Source organism: Diaphorobacter limosus, from assembly GCF_033100095.1.
GTDB classification, from domain to species: Bacteria; Pseudomonadota; Gammaproteobacteria; order Burkholderiales; family Burkholderiaceae_C; genus Alicycliphilus; species Alicycliphilus limosus.
On record NZ_CP136921.1, the window covers coordinates 1,134,597 to 1,157,920 of the forward strand.

The following is a 23,324-nucleotide window of genomic DNA, read 5'->3' on the forward strand; positions in this document are numbered from 1 at the left end:
CAGGTCTCCGGGAGTGGTCGCCAGGGGCAAAAGTCAAAAAAGATTCTAGCCTGCGCCTTTGGCCGAAGTGTGCTCAAAGTGCCCGCACCATAATCAAACCCCATTCCCGCTGCATTGACCCATACCGTCCTGCCCGCCCATGAAGTCCAACGCCCTTGCCATCCGCCCTTCCCGCCTGCCGCAGGTGCTGGCCCTGTGTGCCCTCTGCGCCAGCGCCTGGGCGCAGAACAGTCCGCAGATGAACCTGCAGCGGGTGGAACTGACCGCCGGCATGTACCGCATACAGGCGCAGGTGGCGTTGACGCCGCAGGAGCGCCAGATCGGCCTGATGTTCCGCCGCGAAATGCCGCAGCACGAGGGCATGCTGTTCGTCTTCGAGCAGCCTGCGACCCAGTGCTTCTGGATGAAAAACACACAGTTGCCGCTCACGGCGGCCTTTGTGGCCGATGACGGCAGCATCGTGAACCTGGCCGACATGCAGCCCCTGAGCGAAGACTCGCACTGCTCGGCCAAACCCGTGCGCTATGTGCTGGAGATGAACCAGGGCTGGTTTGCCAAGCGGGGGATCAAGGCCGGGGCCAGGTTGGGTGGCTCGGCCTTCCAGTCCAAATGAAAAAACCGGTCACCCTTGCAGGTGGCCGGTTTATACCGATGACTGAGAGGGCGGCAGATCGCCGCACTCTCCATCCAGGGCTTAGGACTTGCGGCGGCGCGAAGCCAAGCCAGCACCCAGGAGGGCCAAGCCAGCCAGGGCCATGGTGCCAGGCTCGGGAACTTCGCTGATAACACCTGTGATTTGAGTTGTCGATTTCACCGTCCAGCAACCACTTGCCGGCACAGTCCCCGTTGCAGGAACCGTGCAAAGGTTACTAGCTGATCCAGACCTATCGTCAAAACTAGTGGTCAGATACATGTCGTGCTCACCACCATTGTCATCCGTAAATGCAGGAGTGTAACCTGCTGGCTTAAACATGTCGAACGCATCACCGCCCGTGATATCCAGGTACGCAGTCCCCGTACCGGAGAGTGTAGGACCGAAATTTGAATAATAGGTTGAATCGGGTTGATTTTCGATCAACCCCTTACCAAATACACCTTCAAGCCACAACGTACCACCCGTGATACCTGGATAGGTCAGACTTGCAGGATCCCAAACACCTACACCAGACCCTTGGGTTGCATCCCATTCACTGTTGTTTTCATACAGCGCCCATACCCCACCCGTCGAAAGAGTTGTGGTAGAGCACCCTGTCACCGGGCTGCAGGTGACTTCAGCATAAGAATCTGTCAAACCACCAAATACACCCGTGAGATATTTGCCACCGTAAATTGGATTACCGGGCGAAAAAATGGTATTACCGTTTTTATCTTCAATCCTGGCCACATTGAAAATACCCATGGTGTCATAGCTGGAGCCGCTCAAGGCAGGGTTTGCTGCTGCAGCATCACACTCGTCAACCGTTGTGCACTTGACTCCGGCCGCAGTACCGTAACCATTGGTGCCCAAATCGAAGTTGTCAAGGGTAATTTTGTAATTACCGGCGTTGATGACCACCGCCGAGTGCGCGGAGCCCATGACACCGAAGGACAGAGCCGCAGCGGCGGCGATGGAAGCAAGTTTGGATTTCAGCATTTCCCACTCCTCTTAGTGAAATTGAATCAAGAATTCTCTCGCCAGACAATAAGCACTTAGCGTGCCAACCCCTTACACCCCCACCTAAGCCGTTGATATCAAACGATTTATCCGAAAACAGCCGATCTCACCACAGATGCACTGTAAAAATTTCCGACACTCTGAACCCGCGATGAGGCTGCTGGTGGCGCCGTAGGCGGAGAGTTGATGTAAAAAATTCCGACACGCTGTTCAAGACACGGGCTGGCCGCTGCGCCGATGCACTGTGCATGACTGTTTCAAGGGAGCGCCGGCCGGGAGTTTGGGCGAGAGTGGGCGGGGAGTTTGTGTTTTGTGGTCGGCAGGATGCGAGTGCTCCGACCGCCGGCCCCCATCCCGGCCTTCCCCCAAAGGGGGAAGGAGATAAAACCAGAAGAGGGAAGGATCAGTGGGGACGATGCATGCAAGCCCTCCCTGCCAGGACAGGGAGGGCACGTCACATCAAGCCGTCAGCGACGCCAGGGCGGCGTTGAAGGTGCTGCTGGGGCGCATCACCGCGTCGAGCTTGGCCAGATCGGGCTGGTAGTAGCCGCCGATGTCGGCTGGCTTGCCCTGGATGACGCGCAGCTCTTCGACGATCTTGTCCTCGTTGTCGGCCAGCTGTTTGGCCAGCGGGGCGAACCTGGCGGCCAGGTCTGCGTCTTCGGTCTGGCTGGCCAGCTCTTGCGCCCAGTACATGGCCAGGTAGAACTGGCTGCCGCGGTTGTCCAGCTGGCCGGTCTTGGGGCTGGGGTTCTTGTTGTTGTCCAGCAGCTTGCCGGTGGCGGCGTCCAGCGTCTTGGACAGCAGCTTGGCGCGGGCATTCTTGTTCTTGATGCCAAGGTCTTCCAGCGACACGGCCAGGGCCAAAAATTCGCCCAGGCTGTCCCAGCGCAGGTGGTTTTCTTCGGTCAGCTGCTGCACATGCTTGGGCGCGGAGCCGCCGGCGCCGGTCTCGTACATGCCGCCGCCGGCCATCAGCGGGACGATGGACAGCATCTTGGCGCTGGTGCCCAGCTCCATGATGGGGAACAGGTCGGTGAGGTAGTCGCGCAGGATGTTGCCGGTGGCGCTGATGGTGTCCAGGCCGCGGATGACGCGCTCCAGCGTGAAGCGCATGGCGCGCACCTGGCTCATGATCTGGATGTCCAGGCCGGTGGTGTCGTGCTCGTGCAGGTACATCTTGACCTTGGTGATCAGCTGCGCCTCGTGCGGGCGATAGGGGTCGAGCCAGAAGACGACGGGCATGCCCGATTGGCGCGCGCGCGTGACGGCCAGCTTGACCCAGTCACGGATGGGCGCGTCCTTGACCTGGCACATGCGCCAGATGTCGCCGGTCTCGACGTTCTGGCTCATCAGCACCTCGCCGGTGGCCAGGTCGGTGATGTTGGCGACGCCGTCCTCGGTGATCTCGAAGGTCTTGTCGTGGCTGCCGTATTCCTCGGCCTGCTGGGCCATCAGACCGACGTTGGGCACGGTGCCCATGGTCTTGGGGTCGAAGGCGCCATGCCACTTGCAGAAGTTGATCATCTCCTGGTAGATGCGGGCGAAGGTGGACTCGGGCATCACGGCCTTGACGTCCTTCAGGCGGCCGTCGGCACCCCACATCTTGCCGCCGTTCCTGATCATGGCGGGCATAGATGCGTCCACGATCACGTCGTTGGGCGAGTGGAAGTTGGTGATGCCCTTGGCCGAATCGACCATGGCCAGCTCGGGGCGGTTTTCGTGGCAGGCATGCAGGTCGCGCATGACCTCGTCGCGCTGGGCCGACGGCAGGGTCTCCAGCTTGTCGAACAGGTTGACCATGCCGTTGTTGACATTCACGCCCAGCTCTTCGAACAGCTTGGCGTGCTTCTCGAAGGCTTCCTTGTAGAAGATCTTCACGCAGTGGCCGAAGACGATGGGGTGCGAGACCTTCATCATCGTGGCCTTGACGTGCAGCGAGAACATCACGCCGGTCTTGCGCGCGTCCTCGATCTCCTTTTCATAGAAGGCCACCAGGGCCTTCTTGCTCATGAACATGGAGTCGATGACCTCGCGGTCCTGCAGGCTGACCTTGGGCTTCAGGACGATGGTCTTGCCGCTCTTGGTGATCAGCTCCATCTTCACGTCGCGCGCCTTGTCCAGCGTCATCGACTTTTCGCCGTGATAGAAGTCGCCCTTGTGCATGTGCGAGACATGCGAGCGCGAGGCCTGACTCCACTCGGCCATGCTGTGTGGGTTCTTGCGCGCGTATTCCTTGACGGCGCGGGGCGCGCGGCGGTCGGAGTTGCCCTCGCGCAGCACGGGGTTCACGGCCGAGCCAATGCACTTGTTGTACTTGGCGCGGATGGCTTTTTCTTCGTCCGTCTTCGGGTCTTCGGGGAAGTCGGGAATGGCATAGCCCTTGCCCTGCAGTTCCTTGATGGCGGCCATCAGCTGCGCCACCGAGGCGCTGATGTTGGGCAGCTTGATGATGTTGGCGTCGGCCTGCAGCGTCTTCTTGCCCAGCTCGGCCAGGGTGTCGGGCACGCGCTGCGCCTCGGTCAGCGCCTCCGGGAACTGACCCAGCACGCGGGCGGCGACCGAGATGTCGCTCTCGGCCACGTTGATGCCCGCCGGCGCGGCAAAGGCGCGCACGATGGGCAGGAACGAGGCCGTGGCCAGGCGCGGAGCCTCGTCGGTCAGGGTATAGATGATGGTGGGTTGTTCAGTGCTCATCTTGTCTCTCAGGTCAACAAAACACAGGGGGGGTGAAGCTGTCCCACGCGCTGACGCCTGGGCCCGCGCGGTGAAGATATGACATTGTGCTTGAGGGAAACTGACAAACTCCCATTTATCGCAATCAAATCCCGTAATGCAAAATTTACGCCGGGGTGATGCGGTTTTTTTTGCCAGTCTTATACAAGAGTCAAGAAAAAGGGCCCGGGGATCGCTCCCCGGGCCCTGATTCTTGGCGCCAGCGCCAGGTCAGGCGAAGTTGGCCTCGGCAAACTTCCAGTTGACCAGCTTGTCCAGGAAGGTCTCGACGAACTTGGGGCGCAGGTTGCGGTAGTCGATGTAGTAGGCGTGCTCCCACACGTCCACCGTCAGCAGCGCCTTGTCGGCCGTGGTCAGGGGCGTGCCGGCGGCGCCGGTGTTGACGATGTCCACCGAGCCGTCAGCCTTCTTCACCAGCCAGGTCCAGCCCGAGCCGAAGTTGCCCACGGCGCTCTTCACAAAGGCTTCCTTGAAGGCGGCGTAGCTGCCCCACTTGGCGTTGATGGCAGCGGCCAGCGCGCCCGTGGGTTCGCCGCCGCCCTGGGGTGCCATGCAGCTCCAGAAGAAGGTGTGGTTCCAGATCTGGGCGGCGTTGTTGTAGATGCCGCCGCTGGACTTCTTGACGATGTCTTCCAGCGACATCGATTCGAACTCGGTGCCCTTCTGCAGGTTGTTCAGGTTCACCACATAGGCGTTGTGGTGCTTGCCGTGGTGGTACTCCAGCGTTTCCTGGCTGTAGTGCGGGGCCAGGGCGTCAATCGCATAGGGCAGTGGCGGCAGGGTATGTTCCATGGTGTCGTCCTTCGTGGGTTGTGTTGAGAAACCGCCGATGCCTGCAACGGCGGGGCAGCGGGCATTGTAGAAAGTAATAGCAGTCCGCGCTGCGGCCGGCCATATGCCGCCACCGCCGGCTGCGGTATAGACAGTTACAGCAGCCGACGCTGGACCACGGTGAGATCCAGCTCGCCCTCGGCCAGCCGGGCATGCACGGCCTCGCCCGGGCGCACCTGGGCGGGCCGCATCACGGGCTGGCCCTGGGCGTCGGTCAGCAGGGCGTAGCCGCGCCGCAGCACCAGCTGCGGGTTGAGCAGCGAAAGCCGCAGGGCGGCGCGCTCCAGGCGTTCACGGCGCTGCACCAGGCTGCGTTGCATGATTTGCGGCAAATGGGCCTGCAGCGCTTTACCAGACTGCGCGAGGCGCTGCGTTTTTAGTAGTGCGGCGTGGCGCATGCGCTGGGCCAGGCCGGACAGGCGCAGCTGCTGGCGGGCGACCAGGCCGGAAGGCCGACCCAGGCGTTGGGCTGCCTGATCCAGCCGCTGGTGGCGCAGGTCGATCTGGCGCTGCACGCCGTCCTGCAGCCGCCCGGCCAGCAGGTCGAGCGCCCCCAGCCAGACGGCGCGCGGCTGGCTCACCAGCTCGGCCGCGGCCGTCGGCGTGGGTGCGCGCAGGTCGGCGCAGAAGTCGGCGATGGTGAAATCGGTCTCATGCCCCACGCCGCTGACCAGCGGCACGGGGCTCTGCACGATGGTGCGGGCCAGGCGCTCGTCGTTGAAGGCCCACAAATCCTCGATGGAACCACCGCCGCGTACGAGCAGGATGACGTCGATAAACGGCATCTCGGAATTTTTAGGCAAATCAGCCTCTGACGCCCGTCCCTTCTGCGCAAGCAGATACAGTTTTGATAGTGCATCCACGATGGACGCCGGTGCCTGCGCGCCCTGCACCAGGGCCGGCACCAGCACCACCGGGATATGCGGCACGCGCCGACGCAGGGCCGTCACCACGTCGTGCAGGGCGGCGGCGCCCGGCGATGTGACCAGGCCTATGCCGCGCGGCATGGCCGGCAGCGGCCGCTTGCGCGCGGCAGTGAACAGCCCCTCGGCCTCCAGCTGCGCCTTCAGGCGCAGAAACTGCTCGAACAGCGCACCCTGCCCCGCGCGGCGCATGCCTTCCACGATGAGCTGCAGGTCACCGCGCGCCTCGTACACGCCGAGCTGGCCGCGCACCTCGACCAGCTCGCCATCACGCGGCATGAAGTCCAGCCCGCTGGCGGCACGGCGGAACATGGCGCAGCGGATCTGACCTTGGCCGTCTTTCAGCGTGAAGTAACAATGCCCGCTGGAGGCGCGCGAAAAGCCCGTGATCTCGCCGCGCACCGCTACCGGGTTGAAGCGAGCCTGCAGCGCATCAGCAATGGCGCGGCATAGCGCGCCAACTTCCCAGATACGCGGCGCCAGGCCTGCATCGGGCCGCTCAAACATAGGCTGCACCATGCCTGCGAGGGTGGCCCAGCCGGCCACTAGTCCACAGTTCGCCGCAGGCGACACCTGGCGCCGGAAGTTCGCAAGTACTGCGCCACAGGCCATGCAAGTACGTGCAAGCCATTGATTTACAACAATTTTTCAATGCGTGATTTTTCATCAATCTAGCCAAAGCATGTATTGGCGCCGTCTGGCGTGCTTTGTGCACGCGGTTTCCCACAAAGTTATCCACAGAAACTGTGGGGCAAGCGGAGGACGGGGCATGGATGGTACGGTGACGCACTGGCCGCGTTGGGCGTGGTTGCGGGCTGCGCCATAATCCCCGCTGCTTTTTATTGTGAGCGGAGTTAAGAATTGCTGTCGATCATACAAGCCGCCGGCTGGCCCATCTGGCCCCTGATTGCCTGCTCCATCTTGGCGCTGGCGCTGGTTTTCGAGCGCTTCGTGGCGCTGAAGACGGCCCGCGTCGTCCCGCCGAAGCTGCTGGACGAGGCGATCTCGGTGTCGTCCAAATCCGTGCCGGGGCCCGACGTGGTGACCCAGCTGGCACAGAACTCGGCCCTGGGTGAGGTGCTGGCCAGCGGCCTGCGCACCCTGAACAGCCACCCGCAGAGCAGCGAGGCCGAGCTGCGCGCAGCCATGGAGGGCGCCGGCCGCACGGTGGCGCACCGGCTGGAGAAATACCTGACGGCCCTGGCGACGATTGCCTCGGCCGCGCCGCTGCTGGGCCTGCTGGGCACGGTGATCGGCATGATCGAGATCTTTGGCTCGCAGGCCGGCGGTGGCGCGGTGGGCGGCGGCAACCCGGCGCAGCTGGCGCATGGCATTTCCATCGCGCTGTACAACACGGCCTTCGGCCTGATCGTGGCCATTCCCACGCTGATCTTCTGGCGCTATTTCAGAAGCCGCGTGGACGAGTACCTGCTGACGCTGGAGCTGGCCGCCGAGCAGTTCGTGCGCCACCTTGGGCGCCTGCGCAAGCCATGAACTTCAGACCCCGCCAGAAGGAAGAACCGGAGATCAACCTGATCCCGTTCATCGACGTGCTGCTGGTGATCCTCATCTTTTTGATGCTGTCCACCACCTACAGCAAGTTCACCGAGCTGCAGCTGACCCTGCCCGTGGCCGACGCCGAACAGCTGCGCGACCACCCCAAGGAGGTCATCGTGGCCGTAGCCGCCGACGGACGCTATGCCATCAACAAGACCCCGCTGGAAGGCAAGCATGTCGAGCAGGTGGCGCGCGCGCTGTCCGAGGCCTCCACCGCCGGGCCCAAAAGCGTGGTCATCATCAGCGCCGATGCCGCCGCGCCGCACCAGTCCGTGGTCACGGTGATGGAGGCCGCGCGCCGCGTGGGCCTGTCGCAGATCACCTTTGCCACCCAATCGTCGGCGCAGGCCGGCCGCTGATCGCATGAGCGCCGCCGCGCGGCTACGCCAGGCCTGGCAGCAGCGCGGCCCGCTGGCGCTGCTGCTGTGGCCACTGACCCTGCCCTACCGGCTGCTGACGGCGCTGCGCCGCGCGCTCTACCGCACGGGCCTGCTGAAACAGCACCGCCTGCCGGTGCCGGTCATCGTGGTCGGCAACGTCATCGTCGGCGGCGCCGGCAAGACCCCCGTCACCCTGGCCCTGCTGCAACATCTGCGTGCCGCGGGCTGGCGCCCGGGCGTCATCTCGCGCGGCTATGGCCGTCAAACCATCAGCTGCCGCCCGGCCCTGCCGACGAGCAGCGCCGCCGAGGTGGGAGACGAGCCGCTGCTGATCGCCCGCAGCGCCGGCGTGCCGGTGTACGTGGCGCGCCGCCGCGCCGATGCCGGTCGGGCGCTGCTGGCGGCCCACCCCGAGGTCAACATCCTCGTCTGCGACGACGGCCTGCAGCACCTGCAACTGGCACGCGACGTGGAGGTCTGCGTCTTCAACGACGAGGGCATTGGCAACGGCTGGCTGCTGCCCGCCGGCCCGCTGCGTGAACCCTGGCCGCGCGCCGTCGATCTGGTGCTGCACGCCGGCGCGGCGCCCGGCGGATCGGCGCCGCAGTTCCCGCTATCGCGCCGCCTCGCCGACCATGCCGTGGACGCCAAGGGCCGCCAACTGCCGCTGGCGCAGCTGCGCGGCTTGAAACTGCACGCCCTGGCCGCCATTGCCCGCCCGCAAGACTTTTTTGCCATGCTGCGGGCCCAGGGCCTGCCGCCCGCGACCGAAGAGGCGCTGCCAGATCACTATGATTTTTCTAGCTGGAAGCGCCCTTCAGATAAGCGCTTGATACCGATTTGTACCGAAAAAGACGCCGTCAAGCTCTGGCCCGCCCACCCCGGCGCCCTGGCCGTGCCCCTGCGCCTCGATATACCGGCGGCCTTCTTCGCCGCGCTGGACGCACGCCTGGCCTCGCTATCATCGCCCCGCCATTGAGGAACACCATGGACCCGAAACTGCTTGAACTGCTGGTCTGCCCCGTCACCAAGGGCCCGCTGACCTATGACCGAGAACACCAGGAGCTGATTTCGCGCAGCGCGCGCCTGGCCTACCCCGTGCGCGACGGCATTCCCGTGCTGCTGGAGAACGAGGCCCGCACGCTCACCGACGAGGAGCTGGAGCGGTGAGCACCGCCGCCGCGCCCTTCACGGTGCTGATCCCGGCGCGCCTGGCCTCCACGCGCCTGCCGAACAAGCCGCTGGCCGACATCGCCGGCCTGCCCATGGTCGTGCATGTGGCGCGCCGCGCCGCGCAAAGCGCCGCCCTGCGTTGCGTGGTGGCGGCCGACGATGGTCGCATCGTCGATGCTTGCCGCCTGCACGGCGTCGAGGCCCTGCTGACCCGCGCCGACCACGCCAGTGGCAGCGACCGCCTGGCCGAAGCCTGCGAGCAACTGAGCCTGGCCGGAGACGACATCGTCGTCAACGTGCAGGGCGACGAGCCACTGATCGACCCGCAGCTCATCGACGCCGTGGCCGCGCTGCTGCACCAGCGCGCCGACGCCAGCATGGGCACGGCCGCCCATGCCATCGCCAGCGCCGCCGACTTTGCCAACCCCAACGTGGTCAAGGTGGTGCTGGACGCACATGGCCTGGCGCACTACTTCAGCCGTGCGCCGATCCCCCATGCGCGCGACCACGCCGCCGGGAGCTGCTGGTGGCAGCCCGGCCAGGGCGGCCCGGCCGGCTTTGCGCCGCTGCGCCACATCGGCATCTACAGCTACCGCGCCGGTTTTCTGCGCGGCTTTCCGCAGCTGCCACCCGCACCCACCGAGCAGCTGGAGGCGCTGGAGCAGCTGCGCGCGCTCTGGCACGGCCACCGCATCGCCGTGCATGTGACGGCCAGCGAGCCGGGCGCCGGCGTGGACACCCCCACCGACCTGGAACGCGTGCGCGCCCTGCTGGCGGGGTAGGCGCCGGCCGTCAGCTTGGCGCAGGACTCGCGTGCTATCCTCGCCGCGACAAGAGCACCAGCCACCTACCGGCCAGCGTGCCGCACGATTTCAAAACTCCAGAGGATATCCATGAGACTGATATTGCTGGGCGCCCCCGGCGCCGGAAAGGGCACGCAAGCCGCCTTCATCTGCCAGAAGTTCGGTATTCCGCAAATCTCCACCGGTGACATGCTGCGCGCCGCCGTCAAGGCCGGCACGCCCCTGGGCCTGCAGGCCAAGGCCGTCATGGACGCCGGCCAGCTGGTCAGCGACGAGCTGATCATCAACCTGGTCAAGGAACGCCTGACGCAGCCCGACTGCGCGAATGGCTTTCTGTTCGACGGCTTCCCGCGCACCATTCCCCAGGCGGACGCCATGAAGGCCGCCGGCGTGAAGCTGGACTACGTTCTGGAAATCGACGTGCCGTTCGACGCCATCATCGAACGCATGAGCGGCCGCCGCAGCCACCCGGCCAGCGGCCGTACCTACCATGTCAAGTTCAACCCGCCCAAGGTGGCCGGCCAGGACGACGTGACCGGCGAGCCCCTGGTGCAGCGCGAGGACGACAAGGAAGAAACCGTCAAGAAGCGCCTGCAGGTCTACAGCGACCAGACGCGCCCTCTGGTCGACTACTACTCCCACTGGGCCCAGGCCGAGCCGGCCGCCGCGCCCAAGTACCGCGCCATCCAGGGCACGGGCAGCGTGGAAGAGATCACCGAGCGCGCACTGTCGGCCCTGAGCAGCTGATCCTGCCTCGGCACCACCAACGCCCCGCAACGCGGGGCGTTGTGCTTTTCGGGCCTCACGCCCCCTGCATCAACTCCAGCAGCAGACTCACGCGCGCCTTCACGGGGCTCAGGCCCCCAGCGTCCTGCCACGGCGCATCGTGCAGATCCAGCATGCGCCCCTGCGGGCAGCGCGAGGCCACGCGCACCTGAACACCCGCGGCCACGGCACGCTCCAGGGCCCGCTCCAGCGCCTGGTGCAAGGTGCCGTTGCCAGTCGCCGCAACCACGATGCCCCGGGCGCCGCCCTGCACCAGCCAATCGACCAGCGCACCATCGCTGCCCGCATGGCTGAGAATGATTTCCACGCGCGGCCAGGGGCTGCGGCCCAGCGCGGGCAGCAGTCCGGCATGCCGGGGCGCGGCCGGCTGCGGCGCCCGGCCATGGGCCCAGCGCAAGCGGCCATCCTCCACCCAGCCCAGGGGCCCGGTGTCGCCGGAGTCGAACGCATCCAGCCGCAGCGGGTGCACCTTGGCCACCTCGCGCGCGCCATGCACCACACCGGCGGCCACCATCAGCACGCCATGCGCCGTGGGCTCGGTCGCCAGGGCCACGGCATCCAGCAGGTTCTGCGGCCCGTCCGGCGCCAGCGCCGTGGCCGGGCGCATGGCGCAGGTCAGCACCACGGGCCTGGTGGCATCCAGCAGGTTCGCCAGCAGCCAGGCCGTCTCTTCCAGCGTGTCCGTGCCATGGGTGATGACGATGCCGGCCACCAAGGGATCGGCCAGGTGCAGCGCGCAGCGCTGCGCCAGCCGCGCCCAGACCTCATAACCCATGTCCTTGCTGTCGATCTGCGCAATTTGCTCGGCCACCAGGCTGGCGCCGGCCGCGCGCGCAAGGGCGGGAATGGCGGACAGCAACTGCTCCACCCCGATCTGCCCGGCCGTGTAGCCCACATTGGCCCCAGCCATATCGGACTTACCGGCAATCGTGCCCCCGGTGCCCAGCACCACGACTTTTCTTTCCATACCCGCTTGCGCCTTTTCAAAAACTGTTCAAAAATACAGCCACTGGATTAAACAACAGTAACCCTCCAACCGCCAGCACCGGACTCACCACATGCTCGACAGCCCCAAGCTCACCGCCCGCCAGCAGCAGATTCTGGACTTGATCCAGACCGCCATCGCGCGCACCGGCGCGCCGCCCACGCGTGCCGAAATCGCGGCCGAGCTCGGTTTCAAGTCCGCCAACGCGGCCGAAGAGCACCTGCAGGCCCTGGCGCGCAAGGGTGTGATCGAGCTGGTCAGCGGCACCTCGCGCGGCATACGGCTGTGCGGCGAGACCGTGCGCCACATCAACGCGGTGCGCGGCACCCAGTTCAGCCTGCCGATTCCCGGCCTGTCCCAGCTCACCTTGCCGCTCATAGGCCGCGTCGCGGCGGGTTCGCCCATTCTGGCGCAGGAGCATGTGGATCAAACCTATACGGTGGAGGGCAACCTGTTCGCGCACAAGCCCGACTACCTGCTCAAGGTGCGCGGCATGTCCATGCGCGACGCCGGCATCATGGACGGCGACCTGCTGGCCGTGCAGGCCACACGCGAGGCGCGCAGCGGCCAGATCATCGTCGCGCGCCTGGGTGACGACGTCACCGTCAAGCGCCTGCGTCGCACCGGCCGCGCCATCGAGCTGCTGCCCGAGAACCCCGACTATCCCGTCATCCGCGTCGAGCCCGGCGAGCCCTTCGAGATTGAGGGCCTGGCCGTGGGCCTGATCCGCAACACTATGCTGATGTAGGCATGGCCGGCGCCGCCGCAGGTGGCGGGCGTTTGGACTGCGGGCCATGCTGTTGGCCTGCAGCCAACCCTGCAGGTGCGCGTCTTTTTCTTGGCAATCCTGCCTGTGTTTCACTTTCATGCCATTGGCATCAAGGAGTCTTCACATGGTTCACATGGGATTCGCCCTGCGCGCGCTGTCGTCCATTTCCAGCCTGTGCAACCCGCTGCTGCGCAGCCATTCATGGCACAAGCCCGCGCCAGACAGCCAGCCGCAGTTGCACGCTGCACCATCCGTGCATGCCAGCCACACCACCCCGGGCGCCGAGCGCCGCTGCGCGGCCGCAGCGCAAGCGGCTCCTGCCGCCGCGCCACGCCCGACGGCTTCCACCCGCCCGCTGCGCGTGATCCTGCGCCAGCAGGACGACGGCGCCTGCCGCCTGCTGATCTCCGGGCGTATGGCGGATGTCTGCGCCGAACTCGATCGCCTGGCGCTGCACTGATGTCCGCCACGGGCGCGCAACCGGCGGCACGGATGCAATTTAAGTAATTGCTAATACACTGCATCTCTCTTTCCTCAAGACGGAGTACTGCAATGAAAAACTACCTACTGGCCCTGGTTCTGGGCCTGGCAGCCCTGGGCGCGCAGGCGGTGGAGATGGAAATTTCCGCCAAGGAGGTCTACGAAAAGGTGCAGGGCAACGACCCCGGCGTACTTTTTGTCGATGTGCGCGACCCGCTGGAAATCATGTTCACCGGCTTCACCGACGTGGTGCATGTGAACATTCCCTATCTGCTGGCCGATCGCACCCGTTGGGAGGACGAGCGCAGCATCTACCGCCTCTACCGCAACCCCGATTTTGTGGCCCAGATCAAGGCCGAGCTGGCGCGCCGCGGCATGAAAGAGGATGCCGAGGTCATCACCCTGTGCCGCTCGGGCAGCGAGCGTGGCAAGCCCAGCGCCCAATTCCTGCGCGATAACGGCCTGCCCAATGCACGCTATGTCGTCAACGGCTTCCAGGGCAGCCCGGTCAAGGACGGCCCCCAGGCCGGGCTGCGCATCGTCAACGGCTGGCAAAACAGCGGCCTGCCCTGGAGCGCCAAGATGACCCCGGGCAAGATGTTCCGCGTGGATAAGTAGCGGTTTTTGGCGATGGCGCGCACCAATAAAGCGCTAAAAGCTATCATTTTTGATAGTTCATCGCTGCAACTGCGCCCACAGCTTGTCCAGGCGCTTGGTACTCACCGGGTACGGCGTGCGCAGTTCCTGGGCGAAGAAGCTCACGCGCAGCTCTTCGAGCATCCAGCGATATTCCTGCATGCGCGCGTCCTGCTGGCCCTTGCGCTCTGCGACCAGGCGCCAGTAGCGCTGCTCCAGGGGCTGCAGCTCCTGTAGCTTGGCGGCGTCACGCGCCGGGTCAGCACGCAGCTTGTCCAGGCGCGTGGTAATGGCTTTCAGGTAGCGCGCGTAATGCTGCAGCTGCACCCAGGGCGCGGCGGCCACAAACCCCTTGGGCATCAGTTTTTGTAGCTGGTTGCCCGTGTCAGTCGTGGCCTGTGGCGCATTTTTTGTATCCTTGATCTTGCGTTGAGCGCTGGCGTATTCGGCCAGAATCACCGCCGCCATGCGCGCCACTTCATTGGCGATCAGGGTCAGGCGGCCACGGCCTTCCTGCACGCGCTGGGCAAATTGGGCCGCGTCCGTGGGCAGGGGCTCCTGCAGAAAGGCCCGATCCATGGCCACGTCGATGATTTGCCCGCGCAGCTCCTCCTGCGTGCCCAGCGGCATATAAGCCACGGCCATTTTTTGCAGATCCGGAATGTTCTTTTCCAGGTATTTCAGCGCGTCCTTGATCTGCAGCGCGCACAGGCGGCGCAGGCCCAGGTGGTGTTTGGCCGCAGCCAGTTCGGGCTCGTCAAAAACCTCGATGGTCACGGCGTCGCCCTGGTCGATCAGCGCCGGGAAGCCGATCAGCGTATGGCCGCCTTTTTTCAGCTCCATCAGCTCGGGCAGCTCGCCAAAGCTCCAGGCTGTATAGCGCGCCTCTGCCTGGGTTTTCGCTCCCTCTCCCTTTGGGAGAGGGCTGGGGTGAGGGCTGCTGGCAACAGGCGCTGCGCCGGCCTTGCCCTCACCCTGCCCTCTCCCAGGGGGAGAGGGTAAAGACGCGGCCGCCGCCGGGGTGGCCGCAAGCTTCAACTCCGCCAGCGCCTGGAACGCCCCACGCGCCTTGCCGCCCCATTCGGCTTTCAGCGCGCCCAGGTTGCGGCTTTGCCCCAGCTGGCGGCCATGCTCGTCGGTCACGCGCAGGTTCATGAACAGGTGCGCGCTGAGCATGTCGAGCTTGAAGTCGGCGCGCTTGATGTCGAGCGAGGTTTCATCGCGCGCCTGCTTGAGCAGCACGTCGATCAACCCGCCCTGCTGCCAGCGCTCGCCCTGCAAGAACAGCTGCGCCAGGCGCTCGGCGTGTTCAGGCAGCGGCACAAAGCGGCTGCGCGGGCGCTGTGGCAGGCTTTTCAAAAGCGCCTGAATCTTGTCCTTGAGCATGCCCGGCACCAGCCATTCGGCGCGTTCCTCACTCACCTGATTGAGCACGAACAGCGGCACGGTCACGGTGAGACCATCGCGCGCGTCGCCCGGGCTGTGCAGGTAGCTGGCAGAGCAGTCCACGCCGCCGAGCTTGACGGTCTTGGGGAATTTATCGGTGGTGATGCCCGCGGCCTCGTGGCGCATGAGCTCGTCTTTAGAGAGGCGCAGCAGCTCGGGCTGGCCCTTGCTGACGGCGCGAAACCACTTGTCAAAGGTGGCGCCGCTGTAAATGCCCTCGGGAATGGCCTGGTCGTAGAAGGCGTAGATCAACTCGTCGTCCACCAGCACGTCCTGGCGCCGGCTCTTGTGCTCCAGCTCTTCGACCTTGCGCACCGTCTTGTGATTCGCGGCCAGGAAGGGCCAGGGGCTGTCCCACTCGCCCTCGACCAGCGCGCGGCGGATGAACATCTGCCGCGCCTCGATCGGGTCGATGCGGCCATAACTCACGCCGCGCTGGTTATAGACCACCAGGCCATAGAGCGTGGCGCGCTCGTAGGCCACCACGTCGGCCTGCTTCTTGCTCCAATGCGGGTCGAGCAGCTGCTTCCTCAGCAAATGGCCGCCCACCTCTTCCAGCCACTGCGGCTCGATGGCGGCAATGCCCCGGCCGTAGAGGCGCGAGGTCTCCACCTGCTCGGCGGCGACGATCCAGCGCCCGGGCTTCTTCGACAAATGCGCGCCCGGATGCGGGTGGAACTTGATGCCATGCGCGCCCAGGTAGGCCTCGCTCTCCTCGCCCTTGAAACCGATGTTGCCGAGCAGGCCGGCGAGCATGGACAGGTGCACCGCCTCGTAGCCCGCCGGCTGGGCGTTGAGCTGCCACTGGTGCTCACGCACCACGGTCAGCAGCTGCGAATGGATGTCGCGCCACTCGCGCACGCGGCGGATGCTCAGGTAGTTCTGGCGTAAGAGCTGCTCCCACTGGCGGTTGCTGAGTTTGTGGGTGTCGGATGCACCCTCACCCCTGCCCTCTCCCGCAGGCGGGAGAGGGAGAGAACTCCCAGCGCCCTGGTTTTCACTCCCTCTCCCTCTGGGAGAGGGCTGGGGTGAGGGCTGCGCCGCCCCCGTGCCCCGCTGCGCCACCGGCAAAAACGCCTGGTTGCGCGCCTTGGCTGCGACAGAATTCTGCGCCGCCATCTCGCGGCGGCTGCTCGCCACCGCCTTGCCGCCGCGCGCGTCAGCGAGCCAATTCCACAGCCGCACATAGCCGCTGAACTCGCTTTTCTCGTCGTCGAATTTGGCGTGCGCCTGGTCGGCCTGGGCCTGCGCCTCCAGCGGCCGGTCGCGCACGTCTTGCACCGACAGGGCCGAGGCAATCACCAGCACCTCGGCCAGCGCGCCGCGCGCGCGCGCCTCCAAGATCATGCGGCCGACGCGCGGATCGAGCGGCAGGCGCGCCAGCTCTTTGCCCATGGGCAGCAGACTGCCGCGCTCGTCCACCGCGCCCAGCTCTTGCAACAGCTGGTAGCCGTCGGCAATTGCCCGGCCCGAGGGCGCCTCCAGAAACGGAAAATTCACCACGTCGCCCAGGCCCAGCGACTTCATGCGCAGGATGACGCCGGCGAGCGATGAGCGCAGGATTTCGGGGTCGGTAAAGCGGTCGCGCTGGTTGAAATCCGCCTCGTCGTACAGGCGGATGCAGATGCCGTTGGCCACGCGCCCGCAGCGCCCGGCGCGCTGGTTGGCGGCTGCCTGGCTGATGGGCTCGACCAGCAGCTGCTCCACTTTGCTTCTAAAAGAATAGCGTTTGACGCGCGCCGTACCTGCGTCAACAACGTATTTGATGCCTGGCACCGTGAGCGAGGTCTCCGCCACGTTGGTCGCCAGCACGATGCGGCGGTGGCTGTGCTGGTCAAAAATCCGGTCCTGCTCGGCCTGCGACAGGCGCGAAAACAGTGGCAGCACCTCGGCACTACGCAGCACCGGCGAATGCTGCAAATGCTTTCTCAGGTGGTCGGCCGCCTCGCGGATTTCGCGCTCGCCGGGCAGGAAGATCAGGATGTCGCCACCCGCGCCACCAGCCCAGAGCTCATCGACGCCGTCGGCAATGGCATCGTTGAGGTCGAAGTCCTTCTTTTCCTCGAACGGCCGCCAGCGCATCTCCACCGGATAGGTGCGCCCGGACACCATGATGACCGGCGCCGGGCCGGCCTTGCTTGCAAAGTGCTTGGCAAAGCGCTCGGCGTCTATGGTGGCCGATGTCACCACCACCTTCAGATCGGGCCGCTGCGGCAGGATTTGCTTGAGGTAGCCCAGCAGAAAATCGATGTTCAGGCTGCGCTCGTGCGCCTCGTCGATGATGAGGGTGTCGTAGGCCTTTAACAGCGGATCGGTCTGCGTCTCGGCCAGCAAGATGCCGTCCGTCATCAGCTTGACAGAGGCGCCCTTTTGCAGCGTGTCGGCAAAGCGCACCTTGTAGCCCACCACCTCGCCCAGCGGGGTCTTCAGCTCTTCGGCGATGCGCTTGGCGACGCTGCTGGCCGCTATGCGCCGCGGCTGGGTATGGCCAATCAGCCGGCCACGCTCGCCCTCTGGTGCATTGCAGCGCCCGCGTCCCAAGGCCAGGGCGATCTTTGGCAGCTGCGTGGTCTTGCCCGAGCCGGTCTCACCGCAGACGATGATGACCTGGTGCTCGGCCATGGCGGCCATGATTTCATCGCGGCGCGCGGAGACGGGAAGGGATTCGGGGAAGCTGATCTGCAGAGGCATAGGGGCGGGGATTATCCCAGCCCCGGATTCAGCCTGCCCGGTATCAGGCCTGCAGCGCCTGCATCTCGCGCCGCAGCCGGTAGGCCGCGCTGCTGGTGTCCATGGCCACGTCGTCCCAGCACAGCGACTGCCCCTTGGCGACCGGCCGCACCAGCTTCACGCCATGGGCCAGCCCCAGCGGCAGGCCGCCCAGCGCGCGCGAAGTCGCGGCAGGCAGCAGCTTGCCCCAGACGGTGTAGCCGCCCTCGCCGTCGAGCAACTCGCCCACGCGCAGGTCGCGCTTGGCGGTGGCCACCACGTCGGCATTCCAGCCCTGGGCCACGCCCGTGGCCTCGCCGCGCAGCGCGACGCTGGCGACCGACATGCCGACCTCCAGGCCGATGAGGTGCCAGCGCTTGTAGAGCGTGAAATAGCGCCCGCTCGGGTCGGTATGGGCGTTGTATTCCTCGAAGCAATGGCGGATGTAGTCGCTCTCGCCCTCCACCGTCACCCACACGCCCATGCGGATGTCGTAGGGAATCTTGCGCCCGTCTTTCTCCAGCGACGAGATCACCTCGACCATGCCCTTTTGCTCCAGCACGCCGCCCTCGGCCAGGGGGCGGGTGACGAACGGAATGTCCTCCACGCTGGCCGGCGGGTACAAAAGGCCATTGCTCGGCACGGCCAGCCCGGTGGCGTTGGCGACCGCCGTGCTCTCGATGGCGGGCTTGGAGCCGTCGAGAAAGCTGTTGAACATCTTGGGGTTCAGCCCGCCGCGCACCGCCTGCTCGGGGGTCAAGCCGTAGTAGCCCCAGACCGTCTCGGGCGTCGATTCGCAGAAATGCGGCAGCCATTTGTGGCCGCGCCCGGCCGCCACCACGGGAAAGCCGCAGGTGCGCGCCCAGTCGACCAGATCGCAAATCATGGCCGGCTGGTCGCCATAGGCCAGCGAGTAAATCACCCCCGCCTGCGCCGCCCGCGCCGCCAGCAGCGGGCCGCAAAAGGCATCGGCCTCGACGGTCACATTGACCACATGCTTGCCATGCGCAAAGGCGTCCAGGATGTGATCCACGGCAGCCAGCGGGTTGCCGGTGCATTCGACGATGAGCTCGATGTGCGGGTCGCGCGTGACGACCTGCCAGTCGTCGGTGATCCAGGTCGTGCCTTCGGCCAGCGCCTGCTGGCCCGACGCGGCGGCGGACTGCTCCATCGGCCAGCCCACGCGCGCCAGGCTGGCGCGCGCGTTGTCAGGTGACAGATCGGCAATCGCCACCAGATGCACGCCGGGCATGCGCGGCACCTGCGCCAGGTACATGGCGCCAAATTTGCCGGCCCCTATCAGGCCGATGCGGATGGGGCGGCCCTGGCGGGCGCGCTGAAGCAGTTGCTGGTGAAGACTCATGAAACAGGGGGCAGAGAGAGCGCCGCGAGGGGCGAAGCCGGCGCCCGCAGACAGGCGGCCGGTGCGTGGGTCAAGCCGGGGCCACCGTAACCCAGGGCCGCGCCGGCGTCTCTCCGGACAAGACCTGACCCGGTCAGCGCAACACGCTGAAATAGCGCGCCAAAGGCTCGCGCTCGGTGCGTGTGCGGTTCACGGGCGCCTGCGCGTCCTCCCAGCCCAGGGCCAGGCCGCAGACCACGGCCTCGGACTCGGGCAGGCCCAGCGCAGCGCGCACGATCTGCGGGTAGCTGGCCAGCGCGCCTATGGCGCAGCTCGCCAGGCCCTGGGCCTGCGCCGCCAGCATCAGGCCGTGCAGGCACATGCCCAGATCCATGTAGCCGCCGGCGCCAAAGTCGCGCTCTATGGTCACGACCAGGGCCACGGGCGCGTCGAAAAAGCGGAAGTTGCGCTCAAACTGCAGCGCGCGCCCCTCGCCATCGCCGCGCGCCACGCCCAGGGCGCCATACAGCGCCTGCGCCGCCGCCACCTGGCGCTTGCCCAGCTGCAGCGGCATGGGGCGCGGGAAGTAGCCGTAGTCCTCGGCCTCAGGGACATGGTCGCGCCAGGCCTGGCACAGGGCGGCGACGAGGCGCTCGCGCGCCGCGCCCTGCACGGCCCAGAAGCGCCCGGGCTGCAGGTTCGCGCCGCTGGGCGCCAGGCGCGCGGTGGTCAACAGGCGTTCGAGCAGCGCCTCTGGCACGGGGCGCGGCAGAAAGGCGCGCACGGAATGGCGTGCGCGGGCCAGCGCCTCGTAGTCATCTTCAAGCGGCGCCAGCGCCAGGGGTTCGGTCATCCGCATCATTCCATCTCCACCCAGGTGGCGGTGCCCAGGCCGCCCGCACCGGCTATGCAGGCCATGCCACGCAGCGCCCCGGCGCCGCCCTGTGCCCGCATCTGTCGCCACAGCTCGCCCAGCACGCGCACCAGGGCGATGGCGCCCGAGGCGCCTATGGGGTGGCCGCGCGCCAGGCCGCCGCCAGCGCGGTTGATGGCCGCGTGCGGCAGGCACAGCGCGTCGCAGAAGGCCAGGCCCTGGGCGGCAAAGGCGTCGTGCAGCTCCAGCGCGTGCAGGCCGTCCAGCCGCCAGCCGCTGCGTGCCTGTGCGGCGCGGGCCGCGTCCACGGCGCAGAGCATGGGCGATTCGGGCGCGCCGCCCACGCTGGCCGCGCCGCACCAGTGGGCGCGCGCGTGCAGCCCCAGGCGGGCGCAGGCCGCGGGCGTGGCCAGCAGCAGCAGGGCCGCGCCGTCGGCCTTGGGCGACACGGCCACGGTGCTCAGGCTGCAGTCCCGGCTATCCGGCGATGCGCCAGCGGCCACGGCGGGCATGCGCGCCAGGCGCTCGGCGCTCAGGCTGCGCGCATAGGTGTCGTGGCCCAGGCCATGGACGGGCACGATCTCGGCCGCCATGTCGGCGTGCGCGGCCAGGGCGCGGGCGTGGCTGGCCTGGGCGTAGGCGTCCTGCGCGGTGCGGGCCAGGCCCAGGCGGCACGCGCCGTCAAGCGCGGCCTGCAGCATGTCGGGGTCGCGCGCTGGCCAGGGCGTGAACGGCGGCTGCTCGTAGGCCACGGGGGCCGCGCCCGCCTGCGTGGGCCGGTGCAGGCGCAGCGGCGCGCGGCTCCAGGCCTCGGCGCCGCCGGCGATCACCACCTGCGCCTGGCCCAGGGCCAGCAGGCCGCAGGCATGGGTGATGGCGTCCAGGCCGGCGCAGCATTGGCTGTCCAGCGTGATGGCGGGTGTGCGCTCGGGCAGGCCTGCGGCCAGCGCCAGCACGCGCGCGGGGTTGCCGCCCGCGCCCAGTGCGTTGCCCAGTACCACGGCATCCACCGCGCTGGCAAGCAACCCTGCGTCGGCCAGCAGGCGCGCCACCAGCGGGGCCGCCAGCTCGTGCGGCCGGCAGGCAGCAAGCGCCCCGCCCACGGGCGCCACGGGCGTGCGCGCCCAGGCCAGGATCGGCATGGCGTTCACGGCCAGGGCTCCAGCAGGGGCGACGCGCCGACGGGCGTATCGGCCAGCGCGCGGGCTATGGCCCCATGGTCGGTCTTGCCGCTGGCGGTCTGCGGCCAGTCGCCCTTCCACAGCCACCAGTGGCGCGGGGTTTTAAAAGGCTCCAGCGCCTCGCGGCACCAGGCGGCGAGCTGCTGCGCTCCGGCGGGCGCATCACCCTGCCACTGCAGCACGGCATGCACACTGCTGCCGCGCAGCTCATCAAACGCGCCCTGCAGGCTGGCCTGGGCCACGGCGGGGTGGGCCAGCAGGCGCTGCTCCACCTCTTCGGGGAACAGGTTCTTGCCCTGGGTGACCAGCATGCGGTTCTCGCGCCCGCACAGGTGCAAGAGGCCGGATGCGTCCAGATGGCCCATGTCGCGCACCGACAGCCAGTCGCCCACGCGCAGCGCGGCGGTGGCGTCGGCCTGGTTCACGTAGTCCATGAACAGCATGGGGCTACGCACCCAGATCAGCCCCGGCTGGCCCGCGGGCAGGGCCGGCGCCTCGGGGTGCTCGCCTATGTGCAGATCAACGTTGCTGAAGGCCCGGCCCACGGCCTGAGCGGGGGCGGCCGGGTCGGCGTCCATCCAGGCGATGTAGCTGGCCTCGGACGCGCCATAGAACTCGACGATGCGCGCGCGCGGAAACAGCCGGCGCAGCGCCGGCGTGCGCTCGCGCAGCCAGCGCGCGCCGCTGATCAGCACCAGCTCCACGCCCGCTATCGGCGCCAGCCGGCGGCGCTCTGCGTACTGCAGCATCAGCACCAGCTGGCTGGGCACGGCCACCAGCAGCGGCGCGGCGCCGGCCTGCAGCGTGGCCAGCGCGCGCGGGGCGGAAAAGCGCTCCTGCAGCAGCGCGCCCGCGCCCGTCCACAGGCCCAGCAGCGCGCCAAACAAGAACAGCGAATGCGACATGCGCCCCGGCGCCAGCACGCGCGTGGCGGCGGCGGGGCCAAAGTCGCGCAGGCTGACGCGGAAGCTCTCGGCCCAGGAACGGTGGTGGCGCATGAAGCCTTTGGGCAGGCCGGTGCTGCCCGAGGTGAAGCCGATGTAGAACGGCGACAGCGGCGTGGCCCCCTGCCCCGGCGCGCCGGCCGGCACGGGCAGGCGCTCCGCCACCGCCTGGGCCACCACGGCCGGCCATTGCGCATCGCCCATGGCGGCGCAGCGCCCGCTGGCGATCACGCCCAGAAAGTCCACCAGGCCATCGAGCGTGCCGGCGTCGCCGCCCAACAGCACGGTGGCGGGTGCGCCCTCGGCGTCGAGCCTGCGCGCCCGGGCCTGCACGCGCGCATGCAGCTCGGCAAAACTGAGCCGGTGGCGCTCATTGGCCAACGCCAGGGCATCGGGCCGGGTGCGCGCCCAGTGCGCCAGCGGCCCGTGCACCCAGTCGAAGAGTGCGGGCAGCGGCCCGCCGGGCCGCAGTTGTCGTGCCAGCGCGTGCGGCGCGGGGGCCAGGGCGGCGCTCAACGCTCGCGCCCGCCAAACGGCCAGTGCGGCATGGCCTTGGCCACGGTGTGCACGACCACGGCGGCCAGCAGGCACTTGACCAGGTCGCCGGGCACGAACACCAGGTCGGCAAAAAAGGCCTTCTCCAGCGGCATCTTGGCCAGCAGCACCAGGCCGGCAATGCCCATGGCGTGCAGGAACACCAAGCCACCGAGCGCCGAGGCAATGAAGGCGCTGATTGCCGTGCGCAGCGGCTGGCCCTGGGGCAGCAGGCGCATCAGCGCGCCCGTCACGCCCGCAGCCAGGGCGTAGCCCAGCAGGTAGCCGGCCGAGGGCGCCATGAACACCCCCAGGCCGCCGCGCCCGCCCGCCAGCAGCGGCAGGCCGGCCGCCACCGCCAACAGAAACAGAGCGATGGCCTGAAAGCCCAGGCGCGCGCCCAGCAGGCAGCCGGCCAGCATCACGCCCAGGGACTGCAGCGTGATGGGCACGCCCAGCGGCAGGTCGATCTTGGGGATCAGCCCCATCACGGCCATCAGGGCGGCAAACAGCGCCACCAGGGCCATGGAGTGGGAGGCCTTGCGGGATACGGCGGTGGTCATGACAACGTCCTTGGGTCA

The 23,324-nt window shown here is 67.2% G+C and carries 21 protein-coding genes; 10 read left to right on the forward strand and 11 right to left on the reverse strand.

Features of this window, described 5'->3' with window-relative positions:
- The first annotated feature begins 139 nt into the window (after window positions 1-139).
- A complete protein-coding gene (locus P4826_RS05525; RefSeq protein ID WP_317702903.1) occupies window positions 140-613 on the forward strand; it encodes a DUF192 domain-containing protein in 474 nt (157 codons plus the stop codon).
- A gap of 81 nt (window positions 614-694) precedes the next feature.
- Here the strand turns inward: P4826_RS05525 and P4826_RS05530 are convergent, their stop codons facing one another.
- From P4826_RS05530 to xseA, 4 genes are all read right to left on the reverse strand, one after another.
- Complete coding sequence (locus P4826_RS05530; protein ID WP_317702904.1) at window positions 695-1,633, reverse strand: PEP-CTERM sorting domain-containing protein; 939 nt, start codon at window positions 1,631-1,633, stop codon at window positions 695-697.
- Window positions 1,634-2,113: 480 nt separating this feature from the next.
- Entirely contained in the window at window positions 2,114-4,351 is a 2,238-nt protein-coding gene (locus tag P4826_RS05535; protein ID WP_317702905.1) for an NADP-dependent isocitrate dehydrogenase, read from the reverse strand.
- Window positions 4,352-4,600: 249 nt separating this feature from the next.
- Window positions 4,601-5,182 (reverse strand): superoxide dismutase, encoded by a 582-nt coding sequence (locus P4826_RS05540; protein WP_317702906.1) that lies wholly within the window; start codon window positions 5,180-5,182, stop codon window positions 4,601-4,603.
- Window positions 5,183-5,316: 134 nt separating this feature from the next.
- On the reverse strand, window positions 5,317-6,651 hold the full coding sequence (gene xseA / locus P4826_RS05545; RefSeq protein WP_317702907.1) for an exodeoxyribonuclease VII large subunit: 1,335 nt from the start codon (window positions 6,649-6,651) through the stop codon (window positions 5,317-5,319).
- A gap of 354 nt (window positions 6,652-7,005) precedes the next feature.
- Between xseA and P4826_RS05550 the strand changes: the two genes are divergently transcribed.
- The 6 genes from P4826_RS05550 (at window position 7,006) to adk (ending at window position 10,804) form a co-directional block, all read left to right on the forward strand.
- Complete coding sequence (locus tag P4826_RS05550) at window positions 7,006-7,638, forward strand: MotA/TolQ/ExbB proton channel family protein (protein WP_317702908.1); 633 nt, start codon at window positions 7,006-7,008, stop codon at window positions 7,636-7,638.
- The gene (locus P4826_RS05555; protein ID WP_317702909.1) at window positions 7,635-8,060 is read left to right on the forward strand and encodes an ExbD/TolR family protein; all 426 of its coding nucleotides are present in this window, start codon (window positions 7,635-7,637) and stop codon (window positions 8,058-8,060) included. Before P4826_RS05550 ends, P4826_RS05555 begins: the two co-directional genes overlap by 4 nt.
- A 4-nt stretch (window positions 8,061-8,064) precedes the next feature.
- A complete protein-coding gene (gene lpxK / locus P4826_RS05560; RefSeq protein ID WP_317702910.1) occupies window positions 8,065-9,060 on the forward strand; it encodes a tetraacyldisaccharide 4'-kinase in 996 nt (331 codons plus the stop codon).
- Between the two features lie 8 nt (window positions 9,061-9,068).
- Window positions 9,069-9,251: a Trm112 family protein gene (locus P4826_RS05565; RefSeq protein WP_317702911.1), complete on the forward strand. Its 183-nt coding sequence runs from the start codon at window positions 9,069-9,071 to the stop codon at window positions 9,249-9,251.
- Window positions 9,248-10,036, forward strand: coding sequence for a 3-deoxy-manno-octulosonate cytidylyltransferase (kdsB, locus tag P4826_RS05570; protein ID WP_317702912.1), 789 nt, complete (start codon window positions 9,248-9,250; stop codon window positions 10,034-10,036). The genes P4826_RS05565 and kdsB overlap by 4 nt, the downstream gene beginning before the upstream one ends.
- Window positions 10,037-10,147: 111 nt before the next feature.
- Entirely contained in the window at window positions 10,148-10,804 is a 657-nt protein-coding gene (gene adk / locus P4826_RS05575) for an adenylate kinase (RefSeq protein WP_317702913.1), read from the forward strand.
- Window positions 10,805-10,859: 55 nt separating this feature from the next.
- Here adk and P4826_RS05580 read toward each other — a convergent pair whose 3' ends face one another.
- Window positions 10,860-11,810 (reverse strand): asparaginase, encoded by a 951-nt coding sequence (locus tag P4826_RS05580; protein WP_317702914.1) that lies wholly within the window; start codon window positions 11,808-11,810, stop codon window positions 10,860-10,862.
- A 91-nt stretch (window positions 11,811-11,901) separates the two neighbouring features.
- Here P4826_RS05580 and lexA point away from each other — a divergent pair, with 91 nt between their 5' ends.
- From lexA to P4826_RS05595, 3 genes are all read left to right on the forward strand, one after another.
- On the forward strand, window positions 11,902-12,576 hold the full coding sequence (lexA, locus tag P4826_RS05585; RefSeq protein WP_317702915.1) for a transcriptional repressor LexA: 675 nt from the start codon (window positions 11,902-11,904) through the stop codon (window positions 12,574-12,576).
- A 145-nt stretch (window positions 12,577-12,721) separates the two neighbouring features.
- The gene (locus tag P4826_RS05590) at window positions 12,722-13,057 is read left to right on the forward strand and encodes a hypothetical protein (RefSeq protein WP_317702916.1); all 336 of its coding nucleotides are present in this window, start codon (window positions 12,722-12,724) and stop codon (window positions 13,055-13,057) included.
- A 92-nt stretch (window positions 13,058-13,149) separates the two neighbouring features.
- On the forward strand, window positions 13,150-13,695 hold the full coding sequence (locus tag P4826_RS05595; protein WP_317702917.1) for a rhodanese-like domain-containing protein: 546 nt from the start codon (window positions 13,150-13,152) through the stop codon (window positions 13,693-13,695).
- Window positions 13,696-13,752: 57 nt separating this feature from the next.
- Here the strand turns inward: P4826_RS05595 and hrpA are convergent, their stop codons facing one another.
- The 6 genes from hrpA to P4826_RS05625 form a co-directional block, all read right to left on the reverse strand.
- Window positions 13,753-17,850, reverse strand: coding sequence for an ATP-dependent RNA helicase HrpA (gene hrpA, locus P4826_RS05600; RefSeq protein ID WP_317702918.1), 4,098 nt, complete (start codon window positions 17,848-17,850; stop codon window positions 13,753-13,755).
- A gap of 43 nt (window positions 17,851-17,893) precedes the next feature.
- Entirely contained in the window at window positions 17,894-19,231 is a 1,338-nt protein-coding gene (locus tag P4826_RS05605) for an NAD(P)H-dependent oxidoreductase (protein ID WP_317702919.1), read from the reverse strand.
- 133 nt (window positions 19,232-19,364) lie between these two features.
- Complete coding sequence (locus P4826_RS05610; RefSeq protein WP_317702920.1) at window positions 19,365-20,063, reverse strand: nitroreductase; 699 nt, start codon at window positions 20,061-20,063, stop codon at window positions 19,365-19,367.
- 5 nt (window positions 20,064-20,068) lie between these two features.
- Complete coding sequence (locus tag P4826_RS05615) at window positions 20,069-21,226, reverse strand: thiolase family protein (protein ID WP_317703715.1); 1,158 nt, start codon at window positions 21,224-21,226, stop codon at window positions 20,069-20,071.
- A 5-nt stretch (window positions 21,227-21,231) separates the two neighbouring features.
- The gene (locus P4826_RS05620) at window positions 21,232-22,725 is read right to left on the reverse strand and encodes a class I adenylate-forming enzyme family protein (protein ID WP_425605227.1); all 1,494 of its coding nucleotides are present in this window, start codon (window positions 22,723-22,725) and stop codon (window positions 21,232-21,234) included.
- A complete protein-coding gene (locus P4826_RS05625; RefSeq protein ID WP_317702921.1) occupies window positions 22,722-23,306 on the reverse strand; it encodes a biotin transporter BioY in 585 nt (194 codons plus the stop codon). The genes P4826_RS05620 and P4826_RS05625 overlap by 4 nt, the downstream gene beginning before the upstream one ends.
- Window positions 23,307-23,324: the final 18 nt, after the last annotated feature.